Annotated in this window: 20 protein-coding genes; 2 read left to right on the forward strand and 18 right to left on the reverse strand. The window is 47.2% G+C overall.

The genetic code is table 11. The annotated features are described in order from the left end of the window. Window positions 1–22: 22 nt before the first annotated feature. From spoVT to BN6465_RS13010, 16 genes are all read right to left on the reverse strand, one after another. Window positions 23–571, reverse strand: a complete 549-nt coding sequence (spoVT, locus tag BN6465_RS12940; protein WP_066735940.1) for a stage V sporulation protein T — start codon at window positions 569–571, stop codon at window positions 23–25. A gap of 177 nt (window positions 572–748) precedes the next feature. Next, window positions 749–1240, reverse strand: coding sequence for a nucleotidyl transferase AbiEii/AbiGii toxin family protein (locus BN6465_RS20525; RefSeq protein ID WP_082891705.1), 492 nt, complete (start codon window positions 1238–1240; stop codon window positions 749–751). Between the two features lie 2 nt (window positions 1241–1242). Further along, window positions 1243–1515, reverse strand: coding sequence for a nucleotidyl transferase AbiEii/AbiGii toxin family protein (locus tag BN6465_RS21330; protein WP_082891706.1), 273 nt, complete (start codon window positions 1513–1515; stop codon window positions 1243–1245). Then, a complete protein-coding gene (locus BN6465_RS12950) occupies window positions 1512–2105 on the reverse strand; it encodes a type IV toxin-antitoxin system AbiEi family antitoxin domain-containing protein (RefSeq protein ID WP_066735942.1) in 594 nt (197 codons plus the stop codon). The genes BN6465_RS21330 and BN6465_RS12950 overlap by 4 nt, the downstream gene beginning before the upstream one ends. A gap of 129 nt (window positions 2106–2234) precedes the next feature. Continuing rightward, window positions 2235–3308 (reverse strand): ABC transporter substrate-binding protein, encoded by a 1074-nt coding sequence (locus tag BN6465_RS12955; protein ID WP_066735944.1) that lies wholly within the window; start codon window positions 3306–3308, stop codon window positions 2235–2237. A gap of 33 nt (window positions 3309–3341) precedes the next feature. Then, window positions 3342–4394: an ABC transporter permease subunit gene (locus tag BN6465_RS12960; protein WP_066735945.1), complete on the reverse strand. Its 1053-nt coding sequence runs from the start codon at window positions 4392–4394 to the stop codon at window positions 3342–3344. A gap of 1 nt (window position 4395) precedes the next feature. Next, entirely contained in the window at window positions 4396–5493 is a 1098-nt protein-coding gene (locus BN6465_RS12965; RefSeq protein ID WP_066735946.1) for an ABC transporter permease, read from the reverse strand. After that, window positions 5493–6983, reverse strand: a complete 1491-nt coding sequence (locus BN6465_RS12970) for a sugar ABC transporter ATP-binding protein (RefSeq protein ID WP_066738652.1) — start codon at window positions 6981–6983, stop codon at window positions 5493–5495. The genes BN6465_RS12965 and BN6465_RS12970 overlap by 1 nt, the downstream gene beginning before the upstream one ends. Window positions 6984–7123: 140 nt before the next feature. Then, on the reverse strand, window positions 7124–8128 hold the full coding sequence (locus tag BN6465_RS12975) for an ABC transporter substrate-binding protein (protein ID WP_066735951.1): 1005 nt from the start codon (window positions 8126–8128) through the stop codon (window positions 7124–7126). 146 nt (window positions 8129–8274) lie between these two features. Beyond that, on the reverse strand, window positions 8275–9735 hold the full coding sequence (locus BN6465_RS12980) for a sensor histidine kinase (RefSeq protein ID WP_066735953.1): 1461 nt from the start codon (window positions 9733–9735) through the stop codon (window positions 8275–8277). Continuing rightward, complete coding sequence (locus BN6465_RS12985) at window positions 9732–11357, reverse strand: response regulator (protein WP_066735955.1); 1626 nt, start codon at window positions 11355–11357, stop codon at window positions 9732–9734. Before BN6465_RS12985 ends, BN6465_RS12980 begins: the two co-directional genes overlap by 4 nt. Window positions 11358–11427: 70 nt before the next feature. Beyond that, window positions 11428–12078: a GyrI-like domain-containing protein gene (locus BN6465_RS12990; protein WP_066735959.1), complete on the reverse strand. Its 651-nt coding sequence runs from the start codon at window positions 12076–12078 to the stop codon at window positions 11428–11430. A gap of 64 nt (window positions 12079–12142) precedes the next feature. Further along, window positions 12143–13051: a helix-turn-helix transcriptional regulator gene (locus BN6465_RS12995; protein ID WP_066735961.1), complete on the reverse strand. Its 909-nt coding sequence runs from the start codon at window positions 13049–13051 to the stop codon at window positions 12143–12145. 21 nt (window positions 13052–13072) lie between these two features. After that, window positions 13073–13534, reverse strand: a complete 462-nt coding sequence (locus BN6465_RS13000) for a hypothetical protein (RefSeq protein WP_066735965.1) — start codon at window positions 13532–13534, stop codon at window positions 13073–13075. 62 nt (window positions 13535–13596) lie between these two features. Further along, window positions 13597–14619, reverse strand: coding sequence for an aldo/keto reductase (locus BN6465_RS13005; protein WP_066735967.1), 1023 nt, complete (start codon window positions 14617–14619; stop codon window positions 13597–13599). 54 nt (window positions 14620–14673) lie between these two features. Further along, window positions 14674–15567 carry a radical SAM protein gene (locus tag BN6465_RS13010; protein WP_066735969.1) on the reverse strand — a complete coding sequence of 298 codons (894 nt, stop codon included), beginning with the start codon at window positions 15565–15567 and terminating at the stop codon, window positions 14674–14676. 115 nt (window positions 15568–15682) lie between these two features. Here BN6465_RS13010 and BN6465_RS13015 point away from each other — a divergent pair, with 115 nt between their 5' ends. Next, window positions 15683–16129: a GatB/YqeY domain-containing protein gene (locus BN6465_RS13015; RefSeq protein WP_066735970.1), complete on the forward strand. Its 447-nt coding sequence runs from the start codon at window positions 15683–15685 to the stop codon at window positions 16127–16129. Window positions 16130–16250: 121 nt separating this feature from the next. Here BN6465_RS13015 and BN6465_RS13020 read toward each other — a convergent pair whose 3' ends face one another. Continuing rightward, complete coding sequence (locus BN6465_RS13020; protein ID WP_066735971.1) at window positions 16251–17198, reverse strand: ketopantoate reductase family protein; 948 nt, start codon at window positions 17196–17198, stop codon at window positions 16251–16253. Window positions 17199–17212: 14 nt separating this feature from the next. After that, window positions 17213–18022, reverse strand: a complete 810-nt coding sequence (locus BN6465_RS13025) for an alpha/beta hydrolase (RefSeq protein WP_066735972.1) — start codon at window positions 18020–18022, stop codon at window positions 17213–17215. Between the two features lie 216 nt (window positions 18023–18238). On the opposite strand from BN6465_RS13025, the gene BN6465_RS13030 reads away from it, so the two are divergent. Next, window positions 18239–19381, forward strand: a complete 1143-nt coding sequence (locus BN6465_RS13030; protein WP_066735974.1) for a DUF4317 domain-containing protein — start codon at window positions 18239–18241, stop codon at window positions 19379–19381. Window positions 19382–19417 lie beyond the last annotated feature (36 nt).

The following is a 19417-nucleotide window of genomic DNA, read 5'->3' on the forward strand; positions in this document are numbered from 1 at the left end:
GCAGCCATATGCTGCTCATCTGTCACTGTTCCATTTGTCTTCCCAAAAAACCGGCTGCACAAAGCGCCAGCTTCTGCTCCGTTTCCCCCGGCTTCTTCTTTCCGTCCTTGGAAAGAATAATCACTGCGCCGATAGCGTCCCCTTCACAGATTATAGGACTGATAACTTGGCTGTCATATTCTTCTGTCTGTTCCGCTGTCAGTTTCGTATATTTTTTATCTCCCGGCACCGCAACAATCTGCTCACGCCTGCCGATGGCTTCCTCAAGCTGTTTACTGATAAACTGCTCCTGCAGCTCCTTCTTCCCCGGCCCTGCCGCCGCTATCACTTGATCCGTGTCCGTCACGCACACCAGATATCCCAGCGTTTGTGCCAGACTCTCGGCATACTGTTTTGCAAATGTCCCAAGCTCCCCGATAGGAGAATACTTTTTCAATATAATCTCGCCTTCTCTGTCCGTAAATATTTCCAGAGGGTCTCCCTCTCTTATCCTTAATGTCCTGCGAATCTCTTTCGGAATTACCACACGTCCTAAGTCGTCGATTCTCCGGACAATCCCTGTTGCTTTCATAAAAATTCCTCCGTCTACATACTGGTTTCACATATTTCTGTGATGCTAGTATTTGTAAACAGAGGAAAATTTATACCAATACTCTATAGCAAATTATCGACGATAAATCACAGGACTTGAATCTCCACTTTAATACTGATTTTATAATTCTTTTCAGTATCAACGTATTTTATCTGATTACAAAACTTCGCAATCTATAGTCTGTTCAGCTAGTGTTTCTAAAACTTTCATAATACTGGAATATTCAATATCGGCTGCATATGTATATTCTTTTCGATAACGTAGCCACGTAGACTGCAACTCCAAACTTTCTCGTATCCTTTCCAAAATTTCCGGTATATTTTTAAAGAGTGAATCGGAATTTCTATGAGATGCTGTTGCCCAAAATGCATCACAGAAAATCTTTGCATCATATTTTTGTGTTTGGAACAAAATATACACATCATAAAAGTCCCTCGGTCTTGTAGATAGGGGGCCTCTTCTCAATATCGTTTCAAATTTTTCTGCAAAAACAGTTTCGATATTATACGCAAGCACCTCAAATTCTACTTTTTCATCAAGCAGCCCATGGAACTTATACCATATAGGCCGCGGAGTAATCACATCTCCCGTAGTTACATCAACTGTAAACGGAGTCCTTATTGTATCATAAACCGCCTCCAGAGACACCCTTAATCCACCATAGACATCATAAAGTTTTCCTCATTTAGCCGAAATGCCCTGATTGTTGCATCAATGTCCATTGTTGAACGGTTATCGATACCAACCAAGGCTGCTACCAACATACCACCCTTTAATATAAACTTATCTTTATACAATGATTTCGAAAGACGCTCCAGCAGCCTTTCAAACATATAGTTTTGAAGCAAAATCTGTGCAGAAACACTTTTCTGCTTTGCCAGATTTTTAAGTTTACCTTTTAGACTCATTGCTTCAGAACTCATAATAATACCTCCATGTATTGCCGCAACATTTTAGTCACCTTAAACTGCTCAGCGTAATGATACAGTTTATTCAAATCCTTTTTTGGTGCAATGGCATATTGTCGAATTGCTTCCGTCACAATCTGGATATCCATTCGGTTTCTGCTTCGCAGCACATCACAAATAGTTCTGTCCTTATCATAAACCCGTATCAAATTTCCCATGCCGTTTCTTTTCTCTATAACACCCAGCGAATAGTGCTCCGGTGAGACATAATACACTTTACAACTATCTATTATCCATTTACTCGGCTTATAGTTACTGGGTACTGTTACAGAATATCTATTCGGTGTCCGATTTGTCAATTCATGGAAAAACAGGGCAGTTTCATGGGAATAGATTAACTTTGGAACTGCAGTCTGTTTTATAAACATATCGTCTCCAAAACTATCTGCTGAAATATAAATCCCATGTGCTGCCCTTTCAATTATTTTTTTTTCTACCATATCGGCTAATGCTGACTTAGAAATCCCTGCTTGCTGTGCCTGACTGCAAGTGAAAAGTCCATTTTGCCTTTTGAGTAATTCATAAACTTTATTTTCAATCCTCATACCATCACCTACTTTCATACTGATATTGTAGTTTATTTCGGTACAAAAGTCAATATATTCAAAAGTGACCGCACGTTCCCTTAAATGAATGTACAGTCACTCTATAAAGTGTTATTTAATTTCTACTTTTCAATATGCCCGTTTGTCTATGACGTCCTGTGTCACCACCGTCACGGGATACTCTATATTTTCCACAAACACAGAAGGCACCGTCTCATCGTGTACATAAATTTCTTCATCGACGTAAGAAAACTTCGGAGGCTCTTTCCCTGCCTCCAGCTGCTCTATCACGGCCTGTACGCGAGGCCCCTGCATCGGATTGCACTCTGCGATACAGGATATCTTATCTTCCAGCACGTAATGCATGGCATCTTTTTTTACACCGTCGAAGGAGACCACCATAATTTCCCCGGCCTCAATATCAGAGCCTACCCTTTTGCCCGCAGCCTCCACCGCCTCGATGACGCCGAAGGCTTCGTTGTCGTTCTCGCAATATACAATATTGATGTCGTCATATTGTTTCAGCAGCGATTCCATGACTTCCTTTGCCTTTGGCAGTGTAAAGTCTCCGGGAACCTCCGCCAGCAGCGTCATATTGGAATTGGCCCTGCATGCCTCTTGAAGTCCCTGTGTCCGCCCAATCTGGGCGGTGGCGCCGATTGTTCCTTGTATATTGACAATATTGGCATTGTGGATACCCTTCGCCTGAAGGTATTGATTAATCCATTCACTGGCCTTGGCGCCCTCCAGCTGAAAGTCAGAGCCTACCCAAGCCGTGTACAGCTCTTCATCCGCCACGTCCACCATCCGGTCAACAATAATAACCGGAATCCCGGCATCCTTCGCCTCCTGCAGGACAGTGTCCCATCCCGCCTCCACAACGGGAGCCAGCACAATATAGTCGACCCCGCGCTGTATAAAAGTACGGACAGCCATAATCTGATTGGCCTGCTTCTGCTGGCCGTCCTCAAAAAGCAGCTCATATCCATTATCCGCCGTAAAGGTCTGTTTCATAGATTCTGTATTTTCGCTTCTCCAATCCGATTCTGCGCCCACCTGTGAAAATCCCACCACCAAAGTTTCTTTTGAAGAAACTTTGTCCGAATCCGCCGGTTCACTTTTCTGCAGTGGGCTACGGCTGCAGCCTACTGCAACCGTACAAAATACAATCATCAACACGATAAACAGATTTCTTTTTGCCATCCTTCTCCCCCCGGTATATTCCAAAGTTTTGAGCTAAGCCTTTTTCCTGCGGGCGATGACCACGCTCTGGATGAGCAGGAACAGGCACAGCATCGCAGCAACCGTGATTCCTGTCCACCAAGCTTGATCAAGCCCAGCAGACGCCACAATGTTCTGTATGGTGCTAAGCGCCAGAACCCCGAATAAAGTACCCGCAATATTTCCAACACCGCCGCTCAGCATCGTGCCGCCGATAATGGAAGACGCAATCGCATTCATCTCCATGCCGGAAGCATGTGACGCGGAGCCGGAGCCGACATGCATAAAATAGACAAATCCGCCGATGCCTGCCAGAAGGCTGCAGAGCAAATGAGCCAGAAACTTCGTCCGTTTCACATTGATGCCAAGCATCAACGCACTCTGCTTATTGCCGCCCACCGCGTAGAAATTTCGTCCCAGCTTTGTCCATCTTAACACACAGAACAGCACAATGACAAGCAGGATTGCCACTACGACTCCTATTTCAACATAGGCATCCACATATTTTCCAAGCTTATTTACTGAGCCAAGTCCCGGCACGACGACCCGGGTAGTCTTCAATTTGACAAACGCCTCATTCACCACATTAAACGGGTTCGTGTTGACAATCGTCGTCATGCCCCGGGCGAAGAACATCCCCGCCACAGAAACAATAAACGGCTGTATGTCAAGGTACGCCACCAAAAATCCTTGTACAAGACCAAATGCAAGCCCGATTGCCACCGCAATCACAATCGCACCGAACACACTGCCGTCATGATGGTCCAGATAGACCGCACAGCACATGCTCACCAGTGCAGCCACACCGCCCACCGAAATATCGATGCCCCCGGTTATCATAACAATACTCATACCGCAGGAGGCGATTATCAGCGCCGCATTTGCATTCAGAATATTTAAAAATGTCTGTGGTTTTAAAAAGCCTTTTCCTTGGAACACAATCGCCGCGATATACATAGCAAAGAAAACTATGATTGTTATGAGCAGCAGCAGGTTCGTATTCGTCATATTGTTCAGCCTGCCCCGAAGTCCCTTATTTGTTTCCGATGATTTCTTAGACGCTGCCATCTTACGCCACCTCCTTCGCATGAGTTCCTTTTATCTTCTTCCAAAGTGCGGAGCACTTCTCTCTTACGATTGGTGCGCTCAGCACGACCAGCAAAATAACGACCACAGCCTTGTAGGCGGACAGAGCGTCCGACTGCACATTGAACTTATAGAGTGTGGTAGTCAGGAACTGGATGACATAAGCGCCGAGGATGGACGCCGTCATGTTGAACTTTCCACCGCTGAGAGCGTTACCGCCCAGCGCCACCGCCAATATGGCATCCATCTCAATATCCTTCGCTATGACAGAGTAGTTGATGGATGAAAGACGGCTTACCTTGATAAGCCCCGCAACCGCAACACACAGTCCTAAAATCACAAAGGTCAGGAACTTGATAAACTGCGGATTCAAGCCATTCAATCTGGAAGAACTCTCGTTGATGCCGACAGCCTGTGTATACAGTCTCAGGTTCGTGAATTTCAATACCAGCGCTGTGACTATCATACAGGCAGCAGCTATGAAAAACGGCGTCGGAATGGGAATCCCGGGAATAAACCCGCCAAAATAAGTAAATGTTTTGTCGCTTACGATGGGGAGCTCGTTGTTGTTGATCCACGCCGCAATAGAACGTCCCGCCGTAAACAGTATCAAGGTCGCCACCATGGGCTGAATCTTAAAATATGCCACCAACGCTCCATTGAACGCTCCGAACAGCATGGCTACCACACAGCTTATAAGAAAAGCCACAATAATCGGAGCCTGCAGTGTATCCGGTCTGGAATCCGTTCCGCAGAGCACGCGCAGGATTACACTGCCGCTGATAGCGATGGCCGCCCCCACGCTGATATCCTGCCCACCGGTCGCCGCCGTAACCAAGGTCATGCCAATGGCGAGAATCGCAAGCTCTGAGCCGTAATCCAAAATCGTAATCAAATAGCCGGATAGAACCGGGTCTCCTGCATTATTATGCCCCAGCGTAACTGTATAGAAGGAAGGATCCATAATGAGATTGAATATGGCAAGCAGCAAAAGCGCCGCAATGGGTATAAAAATCTGCTGCCCTGCCAGCCTTCCGAGTACCTCTGATATTTTTGATTTATTCTTCACATTATTCTGCATTATTCTTTCTCACCTCCGGCAATCGTACCCATAATCTTATTCTGAGTAAGGTCTTCTCCAGACAGCTCTCCTACTACTTTCCGGTCTCTCATGACAATCAGCCGTGAGCAGGTGCGGAGCATCTCGTCTGTCTCCGATGAGATAAATGTGATACTCATTCCCTTCGACGCCAGCTCAAGCACCAGTTTCTGTATGTCTACCTTTGTTCCCACGTCGATTCCTCGTGTCGGCTCATCCAAAATCAAATATTCCGGGTGGGTCAACAGCCAGCGCGCAAGAATCACCTTCTGCTGATTTCCGCCCGAAAGCGATTTTATCGGAGTATCGGCCGAAGCTGTCTTGATATCCAGAAGTCTGATATATTCATCCGCGAACTTATTAGCTTCTGCCTTTGTGAACGGCTTGAAAAATCCTTTCAGGACCTGAGCGGCCAAAATGATATTGTCCCGCACGGACAAATCCCCTACAATACCGTCCATCTTACGGTCTTCCGGGAGATATGCGATGCCGTTCTTCATTGCGTCCAGCGGCTTGTTTATCTTGACCGGCTTCCCGTCCTTCTTGATTGTCCCGCCCGTCAGCTTATCAGCGCCGAAGATGGCACGGACGCACTCACTTCTTCCAGAGCCCAAAAGTCCGGTAAATCCGTTGACCTCCCCCTTCTTAATATAGAAGTCAAAAGGCTTGATTCCGGCGTCGCTGACCAGTCCCTGCGCCTCCAGCACCGGTACGGAAGTGTCTTCCTTGTACTCCAGCTCCGCATCCCGGATTTCCGCCATATCGTCCAGCTCTTTGCCCAGCATCTTCGCCACCAGTTTAACACGGGGAAGCTCCTTGATTTCGTACTCACCTACCAGCTGTCCGTCGCGGAGAACCGTAATCTTATCGCACACTTCATACACCTGCTCCAAAAAGTGTGTGACAAATATAATTCCTACGCCTCTGGACCTCAAATCCCGCATCAGCCCAAACAGCTTTTGAACTTCCTGCTCATCCAGCGAAGAGGTGGGCTCATCTAAAATCAACACCTTACAATCCATATCCACCGCCCGGGCAATGGCTACCATCTGCTGTATCGCTATGGAGCAACTCGACAGCTGCTGTCCTGCCTTCGCCGGTATGTCCAGAGATTTCAGTATCTTATCTGCATCCGCATTCATCTTTTTCCAGTTCTGAACAGCCCCCTTCGTCCGTCCTATGTACATATTCTCAGCGACAGAAAGGTTTGGGCAGAGCGTAATTTCCTGATATACGGTGCTGATTCCAAGCCTCTGCGCGTCCTGAGGAGACTTGATGACAGCTTCCTTGTCATGACCTTTTAAGAATATCTGCCCTTCGTCCTTCCCATACACTCCGGTCAGCACTTTGATCAACGTCGATTTTCCGGCGCCGTTCTCTCCCATCAATGCATGAATCTCACCTTCACACAGTGTAAAATCCACCGCCTGCAGCGCTTTGACTCCGGGAAAACTCTTGTGGATATTTTTCATTTCTAATACAGCTTTCTCTTTCACCTGTGTATTCACCCCCTGTAGGAATTTCAGAAAATAAGCGCGACACAAGCATTTTGATTACCAACCAACCTGCGCCGCGCTGTCTGTTTCAACAGTCTCTAATTAACTATTTTAGATTAAATACCGTATGTATCCACATCTTCCTGTGTAATCGTGGTGGCATCAAATCCTTTTTCTTCCATAATGACAACTTTCTCAGCTACAGTGCCGCCGTCTTCAATTGTCTTGATAATCTCATCAATATAGGAAGCCTGGAAAGGATTACACTGTCCGTCATAATTCCAGTTCTGAGCAAGAAGTTCTTCAAGAGCCCACTTGTTGCAGTCAAATCCCATGATAATTACGTCTTTGCCAACACCGTGAGCAATATTAGCTTTGTCAAGAGCCGCAACCGCGCCCTTTGCCATATCGTCATTTTCAGCATAGATTACGTTGAAAGATTCACCAGAATCAATGACTGACTGAACAATCTGCTGTGCTTTTTCAGCATTCCATTCTGCTGTCTGCTGTGTAACAAGCTTCCAGCCGTCAGAAGAAACTGCTTTGTCAAGCGCGCCTGTACGTCCCTGCTGAGCCGCGGAACCCATAACGCCCTGAAGGTGAATGATATTGTACTCGGAAAGTCCCTGCTCTTTCAGCCAGTCAACTGCTGTCTGTCCTTCCTGTGCCATATCGGAAACGATGGAAGCTTCATAAAGGCTCTCATCTGCATCGATAGTACGGTCGAAAAGAATTACACGGATACCTGCATCCTGTGCATCCTGCAGTACGGAATCCCATCCTGCTGTGTCTGCCGCGGAAAGAAGCAGATAGTCAACGCCGTCCTGAATGAACTTCTGCGCTGCTGTAATCTGTTCGTCGTTCTTCAAGCTGTACGCGAATGACGCGTCATATCCATTTTCCTTTGTGAACATCTCTTTCATGTCCTTGTCATTCGCTGTACGATATCCAGACTCATTTGGATCGTTGTTGATGATTCCGACCTTGATAAGTTCACCAGATTCTTTCTTTGTGTCGTTAGAGGAAGTCTCTTTCGATTCGGACTTTCCGCCACCGCCGCAGGCAGTCAGGCCTACCACCAGAACTACAGCCATAATTGCCGCCAAAACTTTCTTTTTCATTTTTGTACCTCCCTTAAAGTAGTTTTTTGATGGTCTTATCATATACCTTCGTATTTGATAAATCCATTAAGATAAATCACACAGAAGTTGATTATTTTATTTTCATTTAAGAGAGGTTCATTTTTCTATTCGAAAGGTTGATTTTTCTATGATTCTGTCTTTTCCCCCTCCATATACGGGAGACTTAGACTGGCCACCGTACCTTCCCCGTAGGTACTTTCCAAAGTTAATCCATACTTTTCCCCGAAATTCAAGCGTATTCTCTCGTTGACGTTATAAAGGCCGTAAATATCGTTTCCCGTAAGCACCTTATCGCGAATCCCATCATTCACCTGTGTAAGCCGCTCCTCCGTGATGCCGATTCCATTATCCTTCACCTGTATGACAAAGTGACCGGTCTCTATTTTCCCCGAAATCACGATTTGTCCAAAGCCTCTCTTATTCTTAATGCCATGGTACAGCGCATTCTCAACAAGGGGCTGTATCGTAATCTTCGGAATCAGGTATCTGTACAATTCCTCCGGCACTTGAATCTCATAGCGCAGAATGTCCTGATACCTCATCTGCTGTATTTCCAGATAGCTTCTCACATGCTGGAGCTCCTTCTTTATCGTCACCATATCCTCCCCCCGGTTCAAAGACGTCCTGAAAAATTCAGACAAACTTCCCACCATGTCCACCACCTTCTTCTCCTCGCCGGATTCTGCCAGCCAGATGATAGCGTCCAGCGTATTGTAGAGAAAATGTGGATTGATCTGGGACTGCAGAAGCTCAAATTCTGCCTTTCTGAGCCGCACCTGTTCCTCCGTAACCTGCCGGAGCAGCTCATTGATTTTATCAATCATCGTATTGAGTGAATCGCTGAGCATATTGATTTCCACCCCCGAACGGACTTGGGAGCGGACTTCCAGATTCCCCTTGGCGACTTGCTCCGTCACTTCACTCAGCTTCCTGATCGGCCGCGTAATACTGAGCGGTATATAATAGGACAAAAAGATAATTACCATCAAAATCACCGCAAATACAATCAGGGAGAACCTGATCATATCCATGAAGAATTCCTGATACTCGGTACGGGATAGCTGCAGGTCCCTGATTTCGTAAAAAATATACTGCGAAATCGTATCCTGTACAAGGGATGTCACGATTTGGACATCGTTTTCCCATATTTCTATATTATCCTCATATTTGTTGCCTTCCGAGATATTTTCCTCAATGCGGTCCTTATAAGTCTCCAGACTGGCCAGATACTTTTTAACACTTCTAAGGTGGTTCATATTCGTGTTAGAATCGGTCAGCCCTTCCAGCCTGCCCACGATCCGGTTCGCCTCGCCGAGCATCTTTTCAAGATTGGACTCTTCCACGCTTTTATTCTCCACCAGCAGGAGATAAGTCTCATAGTCGAAGTCCTTCTTAAAATCGAGGCTGAATTCACTGGCCACTACCGCCGAGTTAATCATATTCTCATACTCCCGGTTTCCCGCCCACAAATTATAGAAGCAAAATACGAGAAAAAGAACAATCGGTATCAGCAAGATAAAATAAGAACATCGGATTTTCGCGGCCAAAGTCAGGTTGGCGTAAATTCTTTGCAGCCTTTTTTTCATTCGCCCCGCTCCTTCCCCGTCTTCTCACTGCGGTACTGGGTGGGCGTCATTCCCTGTGTCTTTTTAAACAGATAGGAAAAATAGTGCGGATCCTTATATCCGACCTCCAGCCCGATTTCACTGCTTCTTTTGCTGGTACAGCGCAAAAGTTCTTTCGCCTTATTCATCCTGTAGTCCGTCAAATAGCCGGTAAAAGTCTGTCCGGTCTGCTGACTGAAAATGGTGCTCAGATGATTGGGGGAGAAATTCACATGGGAAGCCAGCAGATTCAGCGACAAATCTTCGTCCGCAAAATTATACTCTATGTATCTCTTCACTTCATCCACCACATCCCCGTAACGGTTGCTGGCCGCTTTCTCTCTCAGCTCCAACGCCTTCGTCAGTATTCGGACAACATAAGCCACGGCATCTTCTTTACTTTTCAAGATTCCCGCGGCAGCGTCGGGCGCATCGATTTCGTCTCTCGCGAATCCCAGCCCTTCCGTGAAATCTGACACACAGAAGTAAGCATCCATGGTTATATATTGCCTGAAAAGGCTGGAATTCATGGCGCTGTTGTCCAGTGCGTGGAAGAACTCTTCTATAAAGTAAACCACCTCATCCTTGTCCCCCATTTTAAGGAATTCCTGCATTTTGCTGCGATCGATCTGCTTGGGATTTACGCTTCTTATATTGAACTCCTCCTGATTCCCATATGTCCTCTGCTCTAATTCCCTGCTGCTTAATATCAGGCTCTCCCCAACCAGATAGCGATGGGCAAAAGCGTGGCTCGCGGCCTCAAAAGAACCCGGCAGTTCTCTCAGACGGTTCACTGGCTCTCCAACTCCTCCAAAATAGCGGACATTTTCATAGTCCGCCCATATGGCCTTCAGTCTGTCAATATAATCCTTTTGTATCTGTTCCAGCTCCTCCTTAGAGTCCGCCTTGAAGAGAAACGCCTTCCCTTCCAGATTCCTGTCAAAAATCAACAGGTTCGTCTCATTGTCCAGCGTTTTCATTCTCTCTTCTATCTCTATGAGAATATTCGAATATTCATCATGAGTCTGGTTCATGAACTGAATTTTTATCAGCACGATATTATACCACATGGCAGACAAATCCATGTCCAGTCTATCTGCCGTCTCCAGAAGTTCTGCCATTGATTTCCCGCCCGTGACAAGATGCTGAAACAGCTCTTTCCGCTCTTTAAGAGAATTTTCTTCCAGCTCAAGCATATATTTTTCCTTGATTTCCTGCTCCCTGCGCTTTTCTTCTATCTTATCCGCGAGCAGATCCACTTCCTTTAAAAGTTCTTCACTGTTGATGGGTTTGGTAAGGTATTCGGCCACTCCGATTTTAATCGCTTCCTTGGCGTACTCAAATTCCTCATATCCCGTGAGGATAATGATTTCCACCCACGGCATCTCCTTTTTTATGAGCCTGCTGAGTACGAGCCCGTCCATGAAAGGCATACGGATATCCGTAATAACGATATCGGGCTTCAGCTTCTGAATCATGGGATAGGCCAGCTCCCCGTCACTGGCTTCCCCGCAGAATTCATATCCGTGAGATTTCCAGTCAATCTTATTCTTAATCCCTTGCCGTACTACAAATTCGTCTTCCACTAAAAATACTTTTAACATAAACTCCTCCGTGTCCTCCCGTCCCTTTTATCATAACAAAACCCTCGTTTTGAGGGTTTTACTTGTTTCACTATTCTTTTTTTACCGGATGCCGGAGCACGGTGCGCAGATTCTCCGGTTTTGTCCGCCTCGGGTCTCCAAGATAAATTTCATGGTGGAGCCGCCCGTCCCCAATATCGTTCTGGTACCCTTCCTGAAGAATAAAGTTCTCTAGCAGTTCAATGGTGGCAGGCTCCTCATCATAAGGCCCTACATGCATGACCTGTGCGCAGAGCCCTTCCGTATAAGCCACGAAACGGGTGGTAGAAAAATCGATTTCCGGCTTTTTCTTCGAGAGCTCCTTTTTTGCCCATTCAAAAACCTCTTCTGTGACAAACTCCGGCTGTCTTATCATCGATATCCAGCGGAACCGGCTTTTATCGGTAATGTGCGTCCCGTCAAATCCCCCTTCGTCAGTCTCCCACAGTCCTTCCAGCGGCGGCACTACATACTCAAAATACCCCTCCGGCTGCCTGCCGCTCATCTTACTCATCTTGATAGTGAAGGAGAGACCATACAGAATCTCCATCGCCTGCTCGTAACTTTTCGATGTATTCGGATCCCCCTCCCCACTTACTTGAATGAAAAGCATCTCCGGCACATCAATCAGCATTGGTTTCTTTTTCGGTAAGTACAGGTCCTTATACTCTTTCTTATAATCCAGCTTTTCTTTCTTTTCCATGATTTTCTCCTTTTTATCTTAAGAGTACCACCCGTAACATGTCATTAGTATGTCATCATTCACATCATCCTAAATATTTATCTCTCATACTATCCAGCAGGCCCATGAATTCTTTTCTTAATTCTTCCGGCGCTGTCATCTCTGCCTTGTCTCCAAAGCTGAGCAGCCAGCTGAACAGATGATTTTTGTCCGCAAAGCCGTTCTTAAATTCCAGCTTGCCGTCCTCCCGCTCCACAAAGCACTCTATCCCGTACTCCTCTACAAGGCGCCATTTGACAGACGGCTCCAGTATTATCTCCGCCCGTATCGCAGTCGGAAACACCTTCTCTGTGTCAAGATTTATATCCGGCCGCTCTCTCGGCTCAAATAATTCTCCGGTATCTGTAAGCCCGAGCATCCGGTTCAGCTTGAACATCCGGTAGTCCTGCCTGTCCAGACAGAACCCCCAAACGTACCATGCCGCCCACTGGAATAATAGGCAGCAGGGCTCCACCATCCTTACACTTTCTCCACCCGGTGAGAAATATTGAAAGTGAATCTTTCTGCGCTCATGGATAGCCGCCTGTATTAATTCAATCTTAGGAGCCAGAGTCTCTTTATACCAAGAAGACAAATCAATCAATATATGGTCATTGGTTGTAAGAATCGTAGAATTTCCCACAGACAGCTTTTCCATAAGCTGCTGGTAACGGTTGGTCCCGGATACACTGTCCAGACTTCGAAGGCCGGCCAGTATGGCCTGCATGTCCGATGAAGTCAACAGTGTCTTGTCCATCCGGTATCCTTCCATAATAGAGATGCCTCCGTTGGCTCCCTGTTCCGTCACGACCGGAATCCCCGCCTTACACAGATTCTCCACATCCCGGTTGATAGTTCTTCTGGACACCTCAAATTTTTCCGCAAGATAAGGAGCCGTCACCTTCTCCTTCTGCAGAAGAATCGAAAGTATTCCGATTAAGCGGTCTATTTTCATGGTTAAAGCTCCTCCTTAAAGTTATATACGCAAAAGCGGCGTCACAGATATGGCTCCGGAAATATCTATATTGGAGGTCGGCCCCGCATAAGCCAGTACAAAGCTCAATGTCCCCTCCTCCGGCCCCGGTGTCCTGACCGTAAAGCTTCCCGGCGCAGAAGCATTTTTGCTGATTCCCGCCGTCGCAAATACAGAATACAGAAGTCCCGGCCTGCCGTCGATCTTAGGTAAAATCTGCAGATAGCCATCCTGCCCCGGAGTTGCCAAAAACAGATAATTCACCAGATACAAGTATCCCGGTTCAAGAATAATCTCCGTCTCACTACCAAGTTTTATGGCATCGCCCTCCTGAAAAACGGTGTGCATCGGCAGCACACTTCCGCTTGGCGGGTTGGCCAGCACACTATACTGCGCATAGGAATCGATGGGCACATATGGCTCCGGCCCGGGCATAGGACATGGGTGGCAGCATTTTTGACTCATAAATATTGTTCTCCCTAAATCTCTCTTCTTAGTTAGTCTATGAAATTCAGGAAAATACGTTCTTAATATTCTTTGCCGGCCAGAATCTCTTTGTAATCTTTATAATTTTTCTCCAAAAGTGCCGGTGTGTCCAATCCGAACGGACATTTTTTACTGCACTGCCCGCAGTGCAGACATTCCTCAATCTGTTTCATCTTAGCCTGCATCTCCTCGGTCAGCTGTGCGTCGGAAGGAGCCCTTCTTATCATCAGTGACATCCTCGCACAGTTATTAATCTCAATCCCTACAGGGCAAGGCATACAATACCCACAGCCACGGCAGAATTCTCCCAGCAGTTCTTCCCGGTCAGCCGCAATCACTTTCCGGAGCGCTTCATCAAGAACCGGTTCTTTATCCTGATAAGACAGGAATTCATCTAATTCCCGTTCTCTCTGAATTCCCCAGATAGGCAGTACATTGTCATACCCAAGCATATAGGCATAAATGGCGGCAGAATTGGTAATCAATCCCCCCGACAAGGCCTTCATGGCAATGAATCCCATGTCTGCTTTTTGGCATCCCTCCACCAACGCCAGCTCCTTATCGGAAGAAAGGTAACTGAACGGAAACTGGAGCGTGTCATAAAGACCGCTTTCGATTGCCTCCTCGGCCACGGCCAGACGGTGGTTCGTGATTCCGATAAACCGTACTTTTCCTTCCTCTCTTGCCTGAAGCATGGCCTCATACAGGCCGCTTCCGTCCCCCGGCTTCGGGCAGGACTCCGGATTGTGGAACTGGTAGATATCAAGGTAATCTGTCTTCAGATTTCGCAATGTAGTCTCGAGGTCTTTCCAGAATCCCTGCGCATCCTCCGCCATCGTCTTGGAAGCGATGTATATCTTGTCGCGCATCCCCTCAAATGCCGCTCCCAGCTTCTCCTCGCTGTCCGTATAAGCTCTGGCCGTGTCATAAAAATCAATGCCATTGTCATGGGCCTTGCGAAGGAGCTTGACCGCCTCCTCCTCAGAGATACGCTGTATCGGAAGCGCTCCAAATCCATTCTTATTGACCGTGATTCCTGTTTTTCCTAACGTCACTGTCCTCATCTTGATATTCCTCCTACTTTTCAACTTATTTTCTCTGCACTTCGTGCTCTGGAATCATACGCCCTCTAGCGTAAAGGGAGGGATGAAACTCTCTTCCGCCGTCCCGCCCTCCTGTATGAACGCCTGCTCTACGCCCAATTCAATGGCGTAATCAACGAGCCGGTCATACGCTCTGGGGCTGACTCTCCGGGCAAGCTCCGGGTACGGCCCACTGTCAAGTGTCTCCAGCGGTGTATATTGATTCATAAGGCTCATGTATATCTGATTGCCATACGTGTGAAAAAGATACTCCACCACCGCCCGGGCCTCCTTCAGGCAGCCCGGCAGGAGCAGATGCCGGACGATCACCCCTTTCGTCATGATGCCTCCGCTGTCGAACAGGGGAGGCCCCGTCTGGCGTACCATCTCCGCTACCGCCCGCTTCGCCACGTCCGGATAATCTGCGGCCGCCGAATATTTTCCTGCATGCACCTCGTCCAGATATTTGAAATCGGGGAGATAGACATCCACATATCCCTCCAGCCTGCGAAGTGTCTCCACACATTCATATCCACTCGTATTGTAGACCACCGGAAGATTCAATCCCTCTGTCCGCGCCCTTTGAAGCGCCGCTATAATCTGCGGCACAAAGTGGGTGGGCGTAACCAGATTAATGTTGTTCGCCCCTTTCTTCTGAAGCTCCAGAAAGATTTCCGAGAGCCGCTCCACGGTAATGGCCTTTCCGGCGGCCCCGGTGGAGATTACATGATTCTGGCAATAGATACAGCGCAATGTGCATCCACAGAAAAACACAGTACCCGAACCGTTATCCCCCGAGATACAGGGCTCCTCCCACATATGAAGAGCTGCCCTTGCCACTCTGACGATACTGCTTTCCCCACAATATCCTTTTGCCCCGCCGCTTCTGTCCGCCCCACAACTTCTGGGGCACAGCCTGCATCCTGACATATCTTTTCACATCCTTTAGAAACAGTATACATTTTTTCTGGTAATTTTTCCATATTATTGGTATAATAATTGCATTGCCGATATAATAACAGATTAAAAATGGAGGTATTTGACTATGAGTAAGATAGATGAAGTGCGGAGTGCCATGATTCAGTCCATGAAAGCTGGCGACAAGGAGACGAAGGAAACTTTATCCCTTCTGTTGTCTGCTTTGAAAAATAAGGCAATCGACAAGCGTGCAGACTTGACTGAGGAGGAAGAGGTTCAGGTTATTTTGAAGGAGATCAAGCAGACCAAGGAAACGCTTGAGATGACGCCTGAAGGCCGCACCGATATCATTGAAGAATGTACGAAGAGAATCGCTGTTCTGGAGCAGTACGCCCCAAAGATGATGGAGGAAGCGGAGATTGAAGAAGTGATTGATGCCGTGCTGGCCTCACTTGGAATCGACGCACCTGCTCCGCAGGATAAGGGCAGGATCATGAAGGAGCTGATGCCTAAGGTCAAAGGAAAGGCTGACGGTAAACTGGTAAATCAGGTTCTCATGGGCAGATTACATTAGTTATCCTGCATCCAAGCAGGGACATCAACGCAGAAATAATCAATGTACGGGAATATTACCGGGAGCTGGCTCCCTTCTCTGTAATATCCCCGTACATTTTTTGTCCAAATAATCTGCCACTTTAAAATTGCTGGCGCCGTTTCAGTTCTTCATACATTCTCTCCGACACCGGAACCTCAATCCCCAGCCGCTTTGCCTCTCTCACCAGATATCCGCCAAATGTCTCCAGCTCCGCCCTCTTTCCGTCACGGATATCCCGCTGGAGTGAGCTTGTGGCGTCCTCGGCCAGTTCAAAATAGAACCGGTGGATAATCGCCTCCACATGTTCTTGTGTCACATGGATTCCCTTCGCCTTCGCTACAAGGTAGGCCTCCTGAACCAGTGACTCGTATTCCTCTGCCTTTACCGAATCACTCCGGAGCTCGCCTATCGTATTCATATAGTAAGCGGTTTCTACATTGTAAGCACAGTTCAAAATATATTTGCGCCAGATTTCCCGCTCAATATCCTCCGCCTTTTTACAGTCAATCCCAGCTCCCAGAAGTAATTCATATGTCTCCTGAACCTTCTCGGCCTCCTCTTTTGAAGCATTTTGAATCCCGATACGAATATCGGCAAATCCTCCTTGGTGGATAATGCTGTAGTCTTCTCCCGCAAAAGCAACGATATAAATCAAAGAATCTACCACCAATCCTGCCGGGACGAGGGCTCTCACACGTTCTCCGGGGTCCGCCCCATTCATGACCGGGACAATCACAGTGCCGTCATTTACACAGCTGCCGAGCGTGGCACATACATCTTCAAGAGAATAATTTTTCACACAAATGAAAATATAATCCTGAGGCGTAAGTTCTGCCGCAGATTCTACCACCTGCATCGGACGCGCCGCCACTTCTCCGTGATAATCGCTGTGCAGGATAATGCCCTTCTCGTCTATCGCCTTCCGCCGTTCTCCTCTGGCCACCAGCGAGACCTGAGGATAGTTCGCCGCCAGCATGGCCGCCATATAACCTCCCACGCCTCCGGCTCCGACTACCGCTATTTTCTTATCATTGTAATTCTCGCCCATATTTCTGCCGCTCCCTATTTGATACGCCGATTCAGCCAGCAGATCATATCACCAATTGGTTCATCCTTCTCAAATTCATTAAAAATCTCATGATACATCCCTGCGTAAATTCTAAGGCTTTTATCCTTGGAAGAAATGTCTCCAAAAAGCTGGCGGGAATCCAGCTCACTGACAAGGCCGTCATCCGCACCGTGAAGTATCAGGACAGGGTCTACAAATGCAGCCGCTTCTTTCTTCAAGTATTCAACACCTTCATAGATGCTGTTGAGAAGGCCTACCGATATCTCTTTCTCTACATAGGGGTCGGCAGCATAAGCTTCACCTACTGCCGGGTCGGAGCAGACCCCGTCGCCCAGTGCATTGGGAGAATACATATCCGCAGGCGCGTCAATAGGAAGTTCCCCCGCACATGGGCAGTTGTACCTTGTCAGTGCGCCCGACAGAACAATACCGTCCGCTTTTCCCGGAAATCTGGTGGCAAAGCAGGTGGCGGCATAACCACCCATGCTGTGTCCCATGACAAACAGCGGCCGTCCCTCATTTTCTTTTGCTGCCATCTCCACCACCGCATTGACATCATCGCTGATTTCGGTCCATGCGCTGTAGAACACCTTCTTCCCTTCTGACCGTCCGTGTCCCCTATGGTCGAACCGGTAGACATTTATCTGTTGTGCGTTCAGTCTTGCCGCCACATAATCATAGCGACCCTGATGTTCACAGAGTCCATGCACGATCACGACTGCAGCCCTTGGCTTGGTCACCAAATCTTTCACCAGAAACAATTGGGTTCCGTCAAATGTTGAAAACATCCCTTCTGTCCTCATCTTAAATACCTCCTTTTCCCATGCTTTTCTAAGCAAGAACCATATTCTCTTGTTGTTCATTTTATTCTTCTGGCAGAAAAGAATCAATTAAATTTTTATTATATTTCTTAGATTGTTTCTTTTTTCATTTTACGTTATACTAAGTTCTATGGCGGCGGACTTATACCGTTTTCTGGATGCCCGCCGTTAAAATGATAATTAAAGGGGTCTTTACATATGAACAAAAAAGAAGTTACTGAAATCAAAAAACAATTCACTCCAAGCAACTGCGCCATCACCCGCATATGCGGCTGCTACGTGGACGGTGAAAAAGAAAAGAAAACAGAGCTGAAAGAGGCTTTTCTCTCACTGCCTGAAGATGAGATGTTTAAATATTTCGACATTTTTAGAAAGACTCTCTCCGGTACTGTAGGAAAGAACCTTTTGAACATGGAATTCCCTCTGGAGACTGAGGCCGAGGGCGGCACGCAGGAATTCCTGCTGAAGCTCAGAAGCAGCCGGCTTACCGATGACGAGCTGCTCGAACAATTTTACGATAAAGTGATCGAGGCCTATGACTATGGTGAAAATTATCTCATCCTTCTAATTCATGCGGCCTATGATATTCCGGGCAAATCATCAGACGGCTCAGAGATGTTCGACGCCTCCGATGAAGTCTATGACTACATACTCTGCAGCATCTGTCCCGTGAAACTGTCCAAGCCGGCACTCAGCTACCACGCCGAAGAAAACAGCTTCCACGACCGGATACGGGATTGGATTGTAGAGATGCCGGATGTAGGCTTCCTCTTCCCGGCCTTCAACGACCGCAGCACAGACATTCACAACCTGCTGTATTATTCGAAGAACGCCGAGCAGCTTCAGGCCAATCTTGCAGAACAACTACTCGGATGTGTCCTCCCACTGTCAGCCGGAGGACAGAAAGAGACCTTTCGTGCTCTGATTGAAGAGACGCTCGGGGACGAATGTGAATATGAAATTGTCAAGAATATACATGAAAACTTAAACGAATTGATTGAACAGAATGCTGACAATCCGGAACCCCTGTCTCTCGATAAGGCCGAAGTCAAATACTTGCTGGCAAAAAGCGGTGTGGAAGAGGAAAAGCTGGAGAATTTTGAACAGCAATATTCCGCCGCTGCCGGAGAACATACTTCCCTTCTCGCAAGCAATGTGGCAGACACGAAAAAATTTGAAATTAAAACGCCGGATATCACAATCCATGTAAAACCGGAATGTGCCGCCTTGGTTGAAACCCGCGTCATAGACGGCCGGAACTGCATCGTCATCGGCGTAGATGACAGAGTAGAAATCAACGGCATCACGGCCCGCACGGTCGTAGAACGGAATCAAGAATAAGAATATCCCGTGGAATTGGATGCCTTTCAGCATACA

The organism is Bariatricus massiliensis (assembly GCF_900086725.1).
Classification (GTDB): Bacteria; Bacillota; Clostridia; order Lachnospirales; family Lachnospiraceae; genus Allocoprococcus; species Allocoprococcus massiliensis.